Annotated in this window: 11 protein-coding genes and 1 pseudogene; 6 read left to right on the top strand and 6 right to left on the bottom strand. The window is 65.1% G+C overall.

Features of this window, described 5'->3' with window-relative positions; all coding sequences use genetic code 11:
* Positions 1 to 134: 134 nt before the first annotated feature.
* Positions 135 to 1547: an MFS transporter gene (locus CXQ81_RS04320; RefSeq protein ID WP_101336594.1), complete on the bottom strand. Its 1413-nt coding sequence runs from the start codon at positions 1545 to 1547 to the stop codon at positions 135 to 137.
* Between the two features lie 196 nt (positions 1548 to 1743).
* Positions 1744 to 2643, bottom strand: a complete 900-nt coding sequence (locus CXQ81_RS04325) for a LysR family transcriptional regulator (RefSeq protein WP_053259315.1) — start codon at positions 2641 to 2643, stop codon at positions 1744 to 1746.
* Positions 2644 to 2755: 112 nt separating this feature from the next.
* Here CXQ81_RS04325 and CXQ81_RS04330 point away from each other — a divergent pair, with 112 nt between their 5' ends.
* The 6 genes and pseudogenes from CXQ81_RS04330 to CXQ81_RS04355 form a co-directional block, all read left to right on the top strand.
* Positions 2756 to 4477, top strand: a complete 1722-nt coding sequence (locus CXQ81_RS04330) for an acyl-CoA dehydrogenase family protein (protein WP_101336595.1) — start codon at positions 2756 to 2758, stop codon at positions 4475 to 4477.
* A 32-nt stretch (positions 4478 to 4509) separates the two neighbouring features.
* On the top strand, positions 4510 to 5697 hold the full coding sequence (locus tag CXQ81_RS04335) for a CaiB/BaiF CoA-transferase family protein (protein ID WP_101336596.1): 1188 nt from the start codon (positions 4510 to 4512) through the stop codon (positions 5695 to 5697).
* Positions 5698 to 5768: 71 nt separating this feature from the next.
* Entirely contained in the window at positions 5769 to 6563 is a 795-nt protein-coding gene (locus CXQ81_RS04340) for an enoyl-CoA hydratase (RefSeq protein ID WP_101336597.1), read from the top strand.
* A complete protein-coding gene (locus CXQ81_RS04345) occupies positions 6560 to 8086 on the top strand; it encodes a 3-hydroxyacyl-CoA dehydrogenase (protein ID WP_101336598.1) in 1527 nt (508 codons plus the stop codon). The genes CXQ81_RS04340 and CXQ81_RS04345 overlap by 4 nt, the downstream gene beginning before the upstream one ends.
* Before the next feature lie 35 nt (positions 8087 to 8121).
* A complete protein-coding gene (locus CXQ81_RS04350) occupies positions 8122 to 9324 on the top strand; it encodes a 3-oxoadipyl-CoA thiolase (protein ID WP_101336599.1) in 1203 nt (400 codons plus the stop codon).
* 27 nt (positions 9325 to 9351) lie between these two features.
* Positions 9352 to 9609, top strand: a pseudogene (locus tag CXQ81_RS04355) (methylated-DNA--[protein]-cysteine S-methyltransferase); the annotation flags it as partial.
* Here CXQ81_RS04355 and CXQ81_RS04360 read toward each other — a convergent pair.
* From CXQ81_RS04360 to glnA, 4 genes are all read right to left on the bottom strand, one after another.
* The gene (locus tag CXQ81_RS04360) at positions 9581 to 10096 is read right to left on the bottom strand and encodes a DUF4124 domain-containing protein (RefSeq protein WP_101336600.1); all 516 of its coding nucleotides are present in this window, start codon (positions 10094 to 10096) and stop codon (positions 9581 to 9583) included. The pseudogene CXQ81_RS04355 and the gene CXQ81_RS04360 overlap by 29 nt on opposite strands.
* An 88-nt stretch (positions 10097 to 10184) precedes the next feature.
* Positions 10185 to 10727: a chorismate mutase gene (locus tag CXQ81_RS04365; protein WP_053259323.1), complete on the bottom strand. Its 543-nt coding sequence runs from the start codon at positions 10725 to 10727 to the stop codon at positions 10185 to 10187.
* A gap of 86 nt (positions 10728 to 10813) precedes the next feature.
* Positions 10814 to 12847 carry a toxin-antitoxin system YwqK family antitoxin gene (locus CXQ81_RS04370; protein WP_101336601.1) on the bottom strand — a complete coding sequence of 678 codons (2034 nt, stop codon included), beginning with the start codon at positions 12845 to 12847 and terminating at the stop codon, positions 10814 to 10816.
* 175 nt (positions 12848 to 13022) lie between these two features.
* The gene (gene glnA, locus CXQ81_RS04375; protein WP_007929953.1) at positions 13023 to 14429 is read right to left on the bottom strand and encodes a glutamate--ammonia ligase; all 1407 of its coding nucleotides are present in this window, start codon (positions 14427 to 14429) and stop codon (positions 13023 to 13025) included.
* Positions 14430 to 14510: the final 81 nt, after the last annotated feature.

Raw genomic sequence — 14510 nt, forward strand, 5'->3', positions numbered from 1 at the left:
TTGATGCACCAATATAGTGCGATTTATCCGAGGCTGCGCTAAAGAATGGCTAGCCGCGCGCCGGTCCAGAATTCGCCGCGCACGCAAAAAGGCCCGCGTGCTGGCGGGCCTGGAAGTGTGCGGCGGATAGCGTCTCAGTGGGCGGGATGTGGGTCCTTGTCGATACCCTGCTGCGTCGCGATCGGCTCCTCGTCCGGTAGCGTGGCGCGGGGTTCCCGGGCCAGTTCGTCGGCGTCCGCCTGCTCGGCGGTGGACAGGTCGGCGGCGTTGTGGCCGATGCGCTTGAGCAGCAGGAGCATGCACACCAGGGACACCAGGGCATAGCCAGCGGAGGCGATGGCCACGCCGAGAATGCTCCCGGTGTTGTTGAGAATGCCCTGGGCCAGGACCGGCGTGGCGCCGCCCACCAGCAAGGAACAGAGCTGGTAGGAAATCGACAGGCCGCTGTAGCGCACCCTGGTCGGAAAGGCGCGGGCCAGGATGCCGCCGACGGCGCCATAGAACATCGAGTGCGGCACGGTGGCCAGGCACATGCCGAGCACGGCGATCCAGTAGACGCCGGTTTCCACGGCGAAGAACATCGCCGGCATCAGGAAGAACTCCGGCAGCAGCATCAGCACCACGGCCTTGCGCATGTCCATCCTGGAAACCAGCACCGCGCCCAGGGGCTGGGTGATGAACTGCACCACCAGGGCGATGACGATCACGCTGAGAAAGGTGCTCTGGCTGTAGCCCAGCTCCTTGGTGGCCCAGGACAGGGCAAAGGTGCTCTTGAAGTAGGTGACATGGATGATCGGCAGCACGCCGGCCCCCAGCAGCACGATCTGCCAGTGTTTGCGCAGGACCTCCAGGATCGGCAGCTTGACGGTCTTTTTCTGCTGGATCAGGCGCTTCATGTCGTCCGATTCTTCGAGCTTGAGGCGAATCACCATGCCCACCAGGACCAGTGCCGCCGAGAGCAGGAACGGAATGCGCCAGCCCCACAGCAAAAAGTCCGGCGCGGGCAGGGCGCTGAGGCCGAAGAACACCAGGGTCGCCAGCAGGTTGCCAGCCGGCGAGCCCTGCTGGGCGAAGGCCGCATACAGAATGCCTTTGCCCTTGGGCGCGCTTTCGCTGGCGATGAGGATGGCGCCGCCCCATTCGCCGCCCACCGCGATGCCCTGGATGATGCGCAGCACCACCAGGGCAATCGGCGCCCAGATACCGATCTGCAGGTAGGTCGGCAGCAGGCCGATGCAGGTGGTGGCCACGCCCATCATGATCAGGGTGATCACCAGGGTGGTCTTGCGCCCGATCTTGTCGCCCAGGTGGCCGAAGATGATGCCGCCGATGGGGCGGGCGATGAAGCCGGCCCAGAGGGTCAAAAACGACAGCAGGGTGGCGGTGCCCGCAGGCAAGTCGGCGGGAAAGAACACCTTGCCGAAGACCAGCGCGGCGGCGATTCCGTAGGCGTAGAAGTCATACCATTCGATGGTGGTGCCGATGAACGAAGCGATTCCTGCCTTGCGGGCTTTCTTGTGCGCGGCAGCGTGCTGGGCGGCATTCATATTCAATTCCTGCATGTTGTTATTGTTATTTGCGCCGCGGGAGGTTCGTCTGACGACGGCTCCGGATACTCATTGCACGAATGGGCGCATCACGTACTTGCAAGGTCCGACGGCACGGAGCCTATACAGGCAGGAATGAAAAAAATAATGATTAAATCTTATTGTGTGATACGGGATTTCGTATGGTCGACAGCCCTCAAAGCCCCGGTGCCACGGGCTTTTGCAGGGCCTTGAGCACAGTCAGGAAACTCTCCGCGGCGGCCGACGGGTTGTCGGCATGACGGATGGCGTGGACCTCGGACAACGCCCCGTCGCCGCTGATTTCGCAGTAATGCACACCCTCTTTCCAGGTGCCCGCCAGGGTCTGCGGCACCAGGGCCACGCCCATTTCATACGCCACCATCGCCACCACCGTTTGCCAGAGCCGGGTTTCGTGGCGGATACGCGGGCTGAACCCGGCCGCCACGCAGCGCGCGATGATCAGGTCGTGGTAATGCGGCGAGACATTGCGTGGGAACAGGATGAAGTCATCGTTGGCCAGCTGCGCCAGGTCGATGCGCGCCTTGTCCGCCAGCCGGTGACCTTGGGGCAGGCAGCAGAGGAAGGGCTCGGCGAGAACCGGCTCGCCGCGGATGCTCTCGGGAAAGTGGCTCCAGTGCACGAAGCCGATATCGATCTGCCCGCGCTGCAGCGCCTGGGCTTGTTCGGCGCTGTTCATCTCCATCAGCACGATCTCGGTGTCCGGGTGATCCTGCTCGAAGGTCTTCACCGCTTGCGGCAGGCCACGGTGCAGGATCGAGTTGACGAAGCCAATGCTCAGCCGGCCGACGAAACCCTGGGCCGAACGCAGGGTCAGGCGCCGCGCCTGCTCGGCCCGCAGCAGCAGGTAGCGGGCTTCGTCGAGCAGCACCTGGCCGGCGTTGGTCAGGCTCACCGACTTGTTGTTGCGGCTCAGCAGCTGCACGTCCAGCTGGCTTTCGAGCTTCTTGATGTCGAAGCTCAGGGCCGGCTGGGAGATGAACAGGCGAGTGGCGGCCCGGCCGAAATGCAGTTCTTCGGCGACCGCGACGAAGTAACGAAGCTGTTTGAGATCCATGCTGGCGTCCTCGCTTTACGATCTGGTTTTCTTATCGTAGTGGATTGATTTTGTATTAGATACTTATCGATGGCGACTCTAGTCTCGGGGCACAAGAGCCTGGAGAGACGCCATGACTGCCCTGCCTGAACCCGCCCAAGACACCCTGAATATCCCCGATAGCCGAGGCCTGAACCTGTTCGATTGCGATGCCGGGCTGGCGGCCCTGCTCAAGGTCTACCTGGCGCCGCAACTGTACGCCCAGTGGTTGCCGAGCCTGCGCCAGCTCGGTGCGCGGGCCGGTGGCGAGCTGGATGTGCTGGCACTCTCGGCGGACAAGAACCCGCCGCAACTGCGGCCGCGCACCCGCCGTGGCGAAGACCTGCAGAGCATTTACAAGCACCCGGATTTCATCGCCCTGGAGCGCGCCGCCTATGCCGAGCTGGGCCTGGCCTCCATGAGTCATTGCGCCGAGCCGGTGCTGCCGCTGGTCAAGTACGCCCTGACCTTCCTTTTCGTGCAGGCCGAGTTCGGCCTGTGCTGCCCGGTGAGCATGACCGACTCGTTGACCCGTACCTTGCGCAAGTTCGGCTCGCCGGAGCTGGTGGCGCGCTACCTGCCGTCCCTGGCCTCGCGGGATTTCGACCGCTTGTTCCAGGGCGCGATGTTCATGACCGAACAGGCGGCCGGCTCCGACGTGTCGCGCACTGAAACCCGCGCGCGCCTGGAGAACGGCGAGTGGCGGCTGTTCGGCGACAAGTGGTTCTGCTCCAACCCGGACGCCGACCTGGCCATGGTCCTGGCCCGTCCGGAAGATGCGCCGGAAGGCATGAAGGGGGTCAGCCTGTTCCTGCTGCCGAAGGTCCGCCCCGATGGCTCGCGCAACGCCTACCGGATCCTGCGCCTGAAGGACAAGCTGGGTAGCCGCTCCATGGCCAGCGGTGAAATCAGCCTGGACGGCGCCACCGCCTACCTGATCGGTGAGGTCGGCCGCGGCTTCCAGCAGATGGCCGACATGATCAACATGTCGCGCCTGTCCAACGGGGTGCGGGCCGCCGGGCTGATGCGTCGCGGGGTCAACGAGGCGCTGTATGTCGCCCGCCAGCGCCGGGCCTTCGGCCGCCATCTGATCGAGATGCCGTTGATGCAGCGCCAGCTGCTGAAAATGATGCTGCCCGCCGAGCAGGCCCGTTCGATGTTCATGCAGATCGCCACGCTGCTGCCCAAGGCCGATGCCGGCGACGAGGCGGCGCGCAAGTGCGTGCGCATCCTCACCCCGCTGATCAAGTTCCGCGCCTGTCGCGATGCGCGCCGGGTCACCGGGGACGCCATGGAAGTACGCGGCGGGGTTGGCTACATCGAGGAGTGGAGCGATGCGCGGCTGGTGCGCGATGCCCACCTGGGCTCGATCTGGGAAGGCACCAGCAACATCGTCGCGCTGGACATCGCCCGCGCCGTGACCCGCGAGCAGGCCCTGGAGCCGCTGCGGCACTACCTCGCCGGCCTGCTCGCCGAGGCCGACCTGCCGGCGGCCAGCCAGCGCCTGTTCGAGACGGTCCTGCAACGTGCGGTCGCGGCCATCGAAAAGGTCGCGCAAGAGCGCCGCGACGACCAGGTGCGCCTGGCCGGCAGTGCCCTTTATCACACTGCCACGGCGATCTTCATGGCCTGGGAAGCGAGCCGCCAGGCCCCCGATTACCGGCGCCTGGCCCTGGCCCATCTGCTGCTCCAGCACAAGCTGCTGCCCCGCGATCCGCTGCGTCCGGAGGCATCGATTGAGCCTGAGCTGCTGACGCTCCTGGCCAATGAGAGCGCGCTGTCGAAAGCCGATGCGATGCAGCTGTTGCCGGCCTGAACGGCCTTGCCCATTTTTGTCAGAGAACTGCCATGAACCATTCAAAAGGGGCCCTGGCCGGCCTTAAAGTCATCGACCTCAGCCGCGTGCTGGGTGGACCCTACTGCTCCCAGGCCTTGGCCGACCACGGCGCCGAAGTGATCAAGCTGGAGCCCCTGAGCGGTGACGAGACCCGCGGCTGGGGCCCGCCTTTCGAGGGCGCCGACGCTTCGTATTTCAGGGGCGTGAACCGCAACAAACAGGGGATCGCCGTGGACCTGTCCCGACCCGCGGGCATCCAGCTGCTGATGCGCCTGCTGGAAGACGCCGACGTGCTGATGGAGAACTTCAAGCCCGGCACCCTGGAGCGTTGGGGCATCGGTTATGCCGAGGTGCTGAGCCAGCGTTTCCCGACCCTGATCCACTGCGCGGTTTCCGGTTTTGGCGGTGACGGCCCGCTGGGCGGGTTGCCCGGCTACGACGCGGTGATCCAGGCGATGGCGGGGCTGATGAGCGTGAACGGCGAAGCCGACAGCGGCCCGCTGCGCATCGGCCTGCCGATCGTCGATATGGTCACCGGGCTGAATGCCCTGGCGGGGATTCTCCTGGCGCTCAACGAACGCCACCGCAGCGGCCTGGGGCAGTCCCTCGACATCACCCTGTACGACTGCGGCGTGTCCCTGCTGCACCCGCATCTGGCCAACTATTTCGCCGCTGGCAAGACCCCGCAGCGCACCGGCAACGCCCATCCGAATATCGCGCCCTACGACAGTTACCGCACCGGCACCGAGCCGATCTTCCTGGCGGTCGGCAATGACCGGCAGTTCGCCAAGTTGTGCGAACAGCTGGACGCCGGCGCCTTGCTGGACGACCCGCGCTTCGCCGACAACGGCTGTCGCTCGGTCAACCGCGAGGCGCTGAAGCAGGCGCTGGAGGCGCGCCTGGCCGAGCACGACGGCACGGCCCTGGCGCAACGGCTGATCCGCCTGGGCGTGCCCTGCGGCTCGATTGCCTCGATCGACAAGGTGGTCGCGCACCCGCATACCCGGCATCGCGGCCTGTTGGTGGAGATCGGCGACTACCGCGGCGTCGGCTCGCCGGTGAAGCTGTCGCGGACCCCGGCCAGCTATCGCAGTGCTCCGCCGGCATTGGGCGCGAATACCCGCGAGGTTCTCGAAGACCTGGGCCTCGACAACCAGACGATCGAAAACCTGTTCGAGCACGGCATCGTCCGCGAGTGAAGGGCTGCGCCCAGAGTCCCGACCGGGCCTCTGGCGCGCTTCTCAGGTTCCTATCTGAATCAGGAGACTCCATGAATCCCGAGTCCGTTAGCCCCCAACCCCTGGTCCTGCTGGAGCGCCCCGCACCGGGCGTGGCGCTGCTGCGGCTGAACCGCCCGCAGGCGCTCAACGCGCTGAACATGGCGCTGCGCGAGGAGCTGGCCGAGCACTTTCGCCGCCTGGACACCTGCCCGGATACCCGGGTCGTGGTACTCACTGGCGGCGATACGGTGTTTGCCGCCGGCGCCGACCTCAGCGAGCTGGTGAACGCCAGCGCGCTGCAGCTCTATGCCCGGTATGCCGAGCGCCACTGGCAAGCCATCTCGGCGTGCCGCAAGCCGGTCATCGCCGCGGTCAACGGCTACGCCCTGGGCGGTGGCTGCGAGCTGGCGATGCATTGCGACCTGATCGTCGCCGGCCACTCGGCGCGTTTTGCCCAGCCGGAAATCAAGGTCGGGGTGATGCCCGGGGCGGGCGGCACCCAGCGCCTGCTGCGCGCCATCGGCAAGTTCCAGGCGCTGCGCCTGCTGCTCACCGGTTGCCAGGTCCCGGCCGACGAGGCGCTGCGCCTGGGCCTGGTCAGCGAGGTGGTGGCGGACAGCGAGACCCTGCCGCGGGCCCTGGCCCTGGCCGCCAGCATCGCCGGCATGCCGCCGCTGGCCGTGGCGCAGATCAAGGAGGTGGTGCTGGCCGGCATGGACCTGCCGTTGGAGCAGGCGTTGGTGCTGGAGCGCAAGGCTTTCCAGCTGCTGTTCGGCTCCCATGACCAACGCGAAGGCATGCAGGCCTTTCTTGAGAAACGCAAACCGGAGTACCAGGGGAAATGACCACACAACCATTGCAACGCATCGGCCTGGTCGGCACCGGCGCCATGGGCCGGGGCATCGCCCAGGTCATGGCCATGGCCGGGCTCAAGGTATTTTTGTTCGATGCGCGCCCGGGTGCCGCGGGCATGGCCCGGGAGCAACTGGCGACGATCTTTGCCCAGCAGATCGAGAAGGCCCGCATCACCCCGCAGGACGCCGCGGCGGCCATGCTCAATCTGGAAGTGGTCGACAGCCTGGACGCGCTGCGTGACTGCCAACTGGTGATCGAGGCGATAGTCGAGGACCTGGCGGCCAAGCAGCAGCTGTTTCGGCAACTGGAGGAGGTGCTGGCACCGGACGCGATCCTGGCGAGCAATACCTCGTCGCTGTCGATCACCGCGATTGCCTCGGTGTGCCGCTATCCGGAACGCGTCGCCGGGCTGCACTTCTTTAATCCGGTGCCGCGGATGCGCATTGTCGAGGTGATCGACGGCCTTGCCACCCGCGTCGGCGCGCGCTTGCAGGAGCTGGTCCGCGCCATCGGCTACTACCCGGCGCGGGCCAAGGATTCTCCCGGCTTTATCGTCAATCATGCCGGGCGGGCCTTTGGCACCGAGGCGTTGCGCATCCTCAGCGAGGGCGTGGCCCCTGCATGGCGGATCGATGCGCTGCTGCGCGACAGCGCCGGTTTCGCCATGGGGCCGTTCGAGCTGCTCGACCTGATCGGTCTGGATGTCAGCGTGCCGGTGATGGAGTCGGTCTACCGGCAGTTCTATGAGGAGCCGCGTTATCGGCCTCACCCCGTGCTGCGGCTGATGCTGGCGGGTGGGCACCTGGGGCGCAAGAGCGGGCAGGGCTTCTACCTCTACGACGAGCCAGGCGATACGCGGCGCCCGCCACAGGCCGTGCCCTCTTGCGCGGTGCTGCCGCCGGTGTGGATCGCCGCCGACGACGAGGTCGGCCGGCTGCGTCTGCTGGACCTGCTCGAACGCCTGGGGGCCCGGGTCGAGAACGGCCTGCGGCCTTCCACCTCGGCCTTGTGCCTGGTGGCGCCACTGGGCGATGACGCCAGCGAAGCGGCCCTGCGTCATGCCATGGACCCGTCGCGCACTGTGGCGATCGACACCCTGACCGCGCTCGACAGCCAGCGCTGCCTGATGCTCAACCCTGCGACCCGTGAAGACATGCAGCACGCCGCCCACGCGCTGTTCAGCGCCGACGGCGGCACGGTGACGCTGATCCGCGACAGCTGCGGCTTCATCGTCCAGCGCACCCTGGCGTCCATCGTCAACCTGGCCTGTGACATTGCCCAGCAGGGCATCGCCTCGGTGGCCGATATCGACGCCGCGGTACGCCTGGGCCTCGGCTATCCGCTGGGGCCGCTGGAGTGGGGCGACCAACTGGGCCCCGAGCGCCTGCTGCAGATCCTCGAGCGCCTGCACGCCCTCACGGGCGACCCGCGTTATCGCCCCAGCGGCTGGTTGCGCCGTCGGGCCCTGCTGGGCCTGTCCCTGCGCCAGCCGGAAAACCCGCTGCCGGCCTGAGGCCTGCCGATCCCTACTGCTGCGAGAGTCCTTTCATGCTTGATGCCTATATCTACAGCGGCTTGCGAACCCCCTTCGGCCGGCATGGCGGCAGCCTCGCCAGCGTGCGCCCGGACGACCTGGTGGGGCCGTTGCTGGCGCGTTTGCTGGAAACCTCGGGGCTACCGGCCGAGGTGCTGGAAGAGGTGATCCTCGGGTGTACCAACCAGGCCGGCGAGGACAGCCGCAACCTGGCGCGCAATGCCTTGCTCAGCGCCGGGCTGCCTTGGCGCGTGCCCGGGCAGACGGTCAACCGCCTGTGTGCCAGCGGCCTGTCGGCGGTGATCGACGCGGCCCGGGCGATCACCTGCGGCGAAGGCCGACTGTACCTGGCCGGCGGGGTCGAGAGCATGTCCCGCGCGCCCTTCATCATGGCCAAGGCCGAGAGTGCCTACAGCCGGACCCAGGAGGTGGCCGACAGCACCATTGGCGCACGCTTCGCCAACCCGCGGCTGGTCGAACGCTACGGCAACCACAGCATGCCCGAGACCGGCGATAACCTGGCCCGACTCTATGCCATCAACCGCGAGGACGCCGATCGCTTCGCCGCCGCTTCCCAGGCGCGCTACCAGGCGGCCTTGCAGGCCGGAGTGCTGGACGGAGAGATCATGGCCGTCGAGGTGGCGGCCGGGCGCAAGGGCCCGGCCTTGACCGTCTGCGATGACGAACATCCGCGCCCTCGCTCCGACCTGGCGGCCCTGTCGCGCTTGCCGACGCTGTTCGCGGAGGGCGTGGTGACCGCCGGCAACGCTTCGGGGATCAACGATGGCGCAGCGGTGTTGCTGCTCGGCAGCCGTGAGATCGGGAGGGAACATGGGGTCGCGCCCATGGCGCGCATCCTCTCGTCGGCGTCGGTCGGCGTGGAGCCGCAGTTCATGGGTATCGGCCCGCACAGGGCGATTCTGCTGGCGCTGCAGCGGGCCCGCATCGGCCTGGAGCAGCTCGACCTGATCGAGATCAACGAGGCATTCGCGCCGCAGGTGCTGGCTTGCCTCAAGGCCCTGGACCTGGATTTCGACGATCCGCGGGTCAACCCCAATGGCGGCGCCATCGCCATCGGCCACCCACTGGGCGCGTCCGGGGCCCGGCTGGTGTTGAGCGCCTGCCGTACCCTGCAACGCAACCACCAGCGTTACGCCGTGGTCAGCCTGTGCGTGGGCGTGGGCCAGGGTGTAGCCATGGTGATCGAGCGCGCCTGATCTACCGCTCGGCGTTGTTTCACTCCGGGCACTAGCCATAGTTATGCCGAGGTGGCGAGCAGCATCGGTTCGGCCTCCGCCGTGCGGGCCGTGGCCCGGGCCAATGGCGCCAATCAGATCGCCATCGTGATTGCCTGTCACCGGGTGATAGGTTCCGACGGTTCGCTCACCGGTTATGGCGGCGCGCTCTGGCGCAAACGCTGGTTACTTGAGCATGAGCGGCGCCTGTACCCGCAGATTTCGGCGCGCCAAAACCTCAGGGCCGATGAACCCGTTGCAGGGTGAAGGTCAGCGTCGGACTTTGCTGCACCACCCGCTCGCCATCGAGCACCTGCACCGCCAGGCGGTGCTCGCCGCGGTCGATGTTCACCAGTTGCAGGCTCGGCAGGTTACCGGGCTGGCCATAGGGTTGGTCGTCCAGCAGCAGGCGCAGGCGATGTTCGTTGTGCAGGGACGGTTGCAGGCTGACCTCGACATTGAAGGAGCCGTTGTTGGCGCGGATCACTCCGCCGTTCGGTACGCCGCTCAGCTCCAGGGTGGTGTAGGCCAGTGCGCTGGAGGGAGGTGTTTGCACTGGCTCGACGCCGGGCGGTGTGGTCGGCCGGGGTGCCTCAATGCGATTCAGCGGCGCCAGCTCGACGGCCTGACCAGGCACGCCGGCCGGCGGCTGATCGCTGTAGGCGGTATTGCCGTGGGCGTCGGTGTAGCGGTAGATCTGCGCGGCGACCGGCAGGGCGGTCAGCAACAGCAGGTAGAGACAGTGCACACGCATGGCGGCTTTCCTGGGCGCTTGGGTCGGCGGCTGCAAAGATGAAACTGCCTCCAGCATAGAGCCGCGAACCGGGCCCAGGTTCGTCACTTCAACCTTTGGACACACAAAGCTCGGCGGTGGCGCGGACCAGCGCCAGCTGGCGCAGCGCCGGGCGGTCGCCGCCGTGGGTGGCCTGGGCCAGCCATTGCGGGCACTGCGGGTCGTTGCGGTAGGGGCTGAAATCCGCCAGTTGCTGCAGCAGGCGTTTTTGTAACCGGTCGAGTTGCGGGCGGATCTGCCCCACCAGGTCCGGGCGCGGCGTGTCCGGCGCCTGGCCTTGCAAGGTCCATTCGGACAGATGGGCGTACTGCACCAGCTTGTTGGCCTCGATCTGCGCGGCGAAGAACTGTTCCACCGCCGCGCCGTCGAGTTTGTAGGCCGGCGCCTGCGCCACCGCGCCGGCAATCACCTCACGCTCGCGCGGGCGGTCTTCCACCGGTTTGTGGCTGTCCCATTTGCTCAGGGCCACTTGGTCGGCAATGGCCAGGCGTTCTTCGAGGGTGGCCAGCAGAGGGCCGAGGGTGGCGGGGGCGGCGCAGGCATTACCGGCCAGCAACAGGGTCAACAGGGCAAGGCAGAATCGCGAAGTCATGGGCAGTCTCGGCTTCTTGGGGACAAGTCGGCGGCCATGATGCACGCAAAACCGCAGTGCCTGGCAAGCGCCGGATGCAAGGTGGGTCATTGGCCGGCCGCGGCAGTCGCGGGCGCTCCGCAACCGGTCGGGCTGGAAGAGAGTCGCTGGCCGCTTTCGTCATAGACGATCCGGCAGGCGCTCAAGCCGTTGTCGATCAGTTCGCGGCTCTTGACCGCGCCGTTGCGGTGATAGCACAGCTGTTCGCCGACCAGTTGGCCGTTGGACTCATGACTTTTCACCTGTTGCTGGTTGATGGTCATCCAGGTGAAACCCACCGAGTTTTTCTGGCACTCGACCTGCCCATTGTCGTAGTAGGTGCGCTGAGTGATCTGGTCATTGTCGCCGATGATCTTCTCGCGGATCTTTTGGCCTGTTTCATAGTTGTACTCGATGGAGCCTTGGGGGCTGCCAAAGAGAAAGTCCGTTTCCCAGGACAGCTTTCCGTGGGTGAACCGCCGTTGTTTTCCGCAGCGTTCGACGGTTGAGCCGAGCTTGTCGAAGCGGCACCAGTTGGCTTCTTCATAAAGCACTTCGTCCTGATCGTATTGTTTCATCAGGCCGACAAAGCGCCCTCCCTCGAAGCGCCCGACCGTGGCCGGCGTCCCGTCGCGCAGGAAGGTCAGGTGAGGGCCTTCGTACCGATCGTTGTGCCAGGAAATATCGCTGATCAGCTTGCCGTCTTCGCTGTAACCCAGTGAGCGGCCTTCCCGTTTGCCATTCTCATAGTGCTGCGAGTACTGCAGGTTGCCGCTGGGGCTATAGCCTTCGCGGGTGCCGGACAGCACATCTGCCTGGTAATGCTCGATCAGGACCAGCACGCCGTTGGCGTCGGTTTCGCGCAACTCGCCCTCTTTTTTATCGGCGACGAAGTTCACGCTCTGGCTATGGCCCTTGTCCGTCTTGAGTATCCAGGGTCCGCTTTTCAGGTCGTTCTCGAAGTTGCCGCGACCTGCTTGGGTAACCCATGGCCCTTCGCGTTTGTCGTTGCGGTAGCTGCCGCTTTCGGTGAAGCCGTCCAGCTTCTCTTCGCTCGGACCGTTGAGCACGCCATGGACATAGGTCTGGAAGCCAGTGACAGCGGATTCGCCTCCTTCGTCGTAGGACAGCACCCAGCGTCCCTCACGCAGATTGTCCCGATACTCGCCCGTTGCGGATTGCCAGCGGTAGGTTTCGGTCCATTGTCCCTGGCGCTTGCCATCGACATAGCGGCCATGGTTCCAGCCTTCGTCCGGGCTGGAAAAACTCCATTCGCCGGTGCGTTGGCCGTGGGCATAGGCACCCTGGGCGGCGACGGCACCGCCGGAGTCGGAGTATTCCACGCAGGCCCCGTCCTCGCTGCCAGTGAAACGCTGCGGTTCGGTTTCCCAGGCGATGCGGCTGGCCCGGTAGTTGTACAGCAGGGGCTCGTCCTCCAGCGCAGGCGTTTCGCCGCGCCAGTAGGTGGCGGTGAGAAAGCGTCCGTCCTTTTCGGCGAAGGTCTTTTTGTAGCTGTACTGCTCAGCTCCGGGCGGATGGGCGGTGATGGGCTGCCCGTTCTGGTCGAAGTAACCCACCAGGGTGCCGGCCGAATGGTCGAGCCGGTCGAATTCCTCGATACCCGAGTCTTCGTAGAAGTAGCTGTAGTTCAGCGGTGTCAGTTGGCGCAGGGCCTGTTTCACCGTCGGGGCATCGAGTTTCTTGCGGTCTTTGGCGATGCGCTCCAGGGCGGGTTGCAGTTTTTCCAGGCGCTGGTAGAGGTGGTCGCTTTCGTTATAGCGATAGGCATGCACGCGGTATTGGCCGCGCTGTTTGAACAGCACCAGGCGGGTCAGGGACTCATCGTCCAGGGCGATGTTGAACACCGACTCGATGGTTGCATCGCCGAAGTCGTCGAGCAGCTGCGGCTGGCTCTCGTCCGGGTCGACCGAGTAATAACCTTTGACGCCGCCGCCCTGCTTGATAAAGGCCAGGGTCGCCGAGCTTTCCGGCAGGCCGGTGATCAGCGGGTGGGCCAGTGACTTGCCGGCATAGAAAGGAGCGGCCTGGGTGCTGCCGAACGCCAGGCAGGCGATCAGGCCGAGAGAACGAGTCCACTGCATACGAATCCCTTCGTCGAGGCGCCGGACAGAGGGCGCCAGAGGCGCGGATTATCCATGGATGAATAGCCCGGGGGAATGCTCCGGGGCTATGGGCGGGCAATAAAAAAGGCCTCCCGAGGGAGGCCTTTTTTCTTGTTACGTAGCATGTCACGCCGCGTGGGGCGGCGCTACCGGATCAGCAGCTGTAGTACAGCTCGTATTCCAGTGGGTGTACGAAGGTACGGACCTTGATTTCTTCTTCGCTTTTCAGGGCGATGTAAGCGTCGATGAAGTCGTCGCTGAAAACGCCGCCTTTGGTCAGGAACGCACGACCTTTGTCCAGCTCTTCCAGGGCTTCTTTCAGGCTGCCGCAAACTTGTGGGATCTCTTTCGCCTCTTCAGGCGGCAGGTCGTACAGGTTTTTGTCGGCCGCGTCGCCAGGGTGGATCTTGTTCTGGATACCGTCCAGGCCGGCCATCAGCAGGGCAGCGAAGGCCAGGTATGGGTTGGCAGCCGGGTCCGGGAAGCGTGCTTCGATACGGCGGGCTTTAGGGCTTGACACGTAAGGGATACGGATCGAAGCGGAACGGTTGCGAGCCGAGTATGCCAGCATGACCGGAGCTTCGAAGCCTGGGACCAGACGCTTGTAGGAGTTGGTCGAAGGGTTGGTGAAACCGTTCAGGGCCTTGCCGTGCTTGATGATGCCGCCGATGAAGTACAGGGCGGTGTCGGACAGGCCGGCATAACCTTCGCCAGCGAAGGTGTTCTTGCCATCTTTGGAGATGGACATGTGCACGTGCATACCCGAGCCGTTGTCGCCGTACAGAGGCTTAGGCATGAAGGTCGCGGTGCGGCCGTAGGCATCGGCCACGTTGTGTACGCAGTACTTGAGGGTCTGAACTTCGTCGCCCTTGTTGACCAGGGTGTTGAACTTCACGCCGATTTCGTTCTGGCCGGCAGTCGCCACTTCGTGGTGGTGAACTTCGATGACCAGGCCCATTTCTTCCATGGCATTACACATGGAGGTACGGATTTCGTGGTCGTGGTCGAACGGAGGAACCGGGAAGTAGCCGCCCTTGACGCCTGGACGGTGGCCTTTGTTGCCGCCTTCCACGTCCTGGTCGGACATCCACGAGCCTTGCTCGGAGAAGATCTTGAACATGGAGCCGGAGATGTCGGACTTGAACTTCACTTCGTCGAAGATGAAGAACTCAGGCTCTGGACCTACGAATACGGTGTCGCCGATACCGGTGGACTTCAGGTACTCCTCGGCACGCTTGGCGATGGCGCGTGGGTCGCGATCGTAGCCCTGCATGGTCGAAGGTTCGATGATGTCGCAGACCAGGATCAGGGTCGGCTCTTCGGTGAACGGGTCCAGGACGGCGGTTTCGTCAACCGGCATCAGGATCATGTCGGAGGCTTCGATGCCTTTCCAGCCAGCGATGGAGGAACCGTCGAACATTTTGCCGATTTCGAAGAAATCGTCATCCAGCGCATCACGGGCCGGCATGGTCACGTGGTGCTGAGTGCCTTTGGTGTCAGTGAAGCGCAGATCAATCCATTTGACGTCATGATCTTTGATGAGTTGAACCGACTTCGACATAGTGTCCTCCGGGTGGCTTCGGGCGAGTGTTGGTGTGCCCTTAGAATGTGGGTGATGCCGGCGCAGATACTCTGCCATGGC

The sequence above is a fragment of the Pseudomonas sp. 09C 129 genome (assembly GCF_002843625.1).
Classification (GTDB): domain Bacteria; phylum Pseudomonadota; class Gammaproteobacteria; order Pseudomonadales; family Pseudomonadaceae; genus Aquipseudomonas; species Aquipseudomonas chlororaphis.

What these genes read in the sequence shown, in the direction of transcription:
- CXQ81_RS04320 (WP_101336594.1), bottom strand. Translation starts at nt 1,547, where the DNA reads ATGAATGCCGCCCAGCACGCTGCCGCGCACAAGAAAGCCCGCAAGGCA.
- CXQ81_RS04325 (WP_053259315.1), bottom strand. Translation starts at nt 2,643, where the DNA reads ATGGATCTCAAACAGCTTCGTTACTTCGTCGCGGTCGCCGAAGAACTG.
- CXQ81_RS04330 (WP_101336595.1), top strand. Translation starts at nt 2,756, where the DNA reads ATGACTGCCCTGCCTGAACCCGCCCAAGACACCCTGAATATCCCCGAT.
- CXQ81_RS04335 (WP_101336596.1), top strand. Translation starts at nt 4,510, where the DNA reads ATGAACCATTCAAAAGGGGCCCTGGCCGGCCTTAAAGTCATCGACCTC.
- CXQ81_RS04340 (WP_101336597.1), top strand. Translation starts at nt 5,769, where the DNA reads ATGAATCCCGAGTCCGTTAGCCCCCAACCCCTGGTCCTGCTGGAGCGC.
- CXQ81_RS04345 (WP_101336598.1), top strand. Translation starts at nt 6,560, where the DNA reads ATGACCACACAACCATTGCAACGCATCGGCCTGGTCGGCACCGGCGCC.
- CXQ81_RS04350 (WP_101336599.1), top strand. Translation starts at nt 8,122, where the DNA reads ATGCTTGATGCCTATATCTACAGCGGCTTGCGAACCCCCTTCGGCCGG.
- CXQ81_RS04360 (WP_101336600.1), bottom strand. Translation starts at nt 10,096, where the DNA reads ATGCGTGTGCACTGTCTCTACCTGCTGTTGCTGACCGCCCTGCCGGTC.
- CXQ81_RS04365 (WP_053259323.1), bottom strand. Translation starts at nt 10,727, where the DNA reads ATGACTTCGCGATTCTGCCTTGCCCTGTTGACCCTGTTGCTGGCCGGT.
- CXQ81_RS04370 (WP_101336601.1), bottom strand. Translation starts at nt 12,847, where the DNA reads ATGCAGTGGACTCGTTCTCTCGGCCTGATCGCCTGCCTGGCGTTCGGC.
- glnA (WP_007929953.1), bottom strand. Translation starts at nt 14,429, where the DNA reads ATGTCGAAGTCGGTTCAACTCATCAAAGATCATGACGTCAAATGGATT.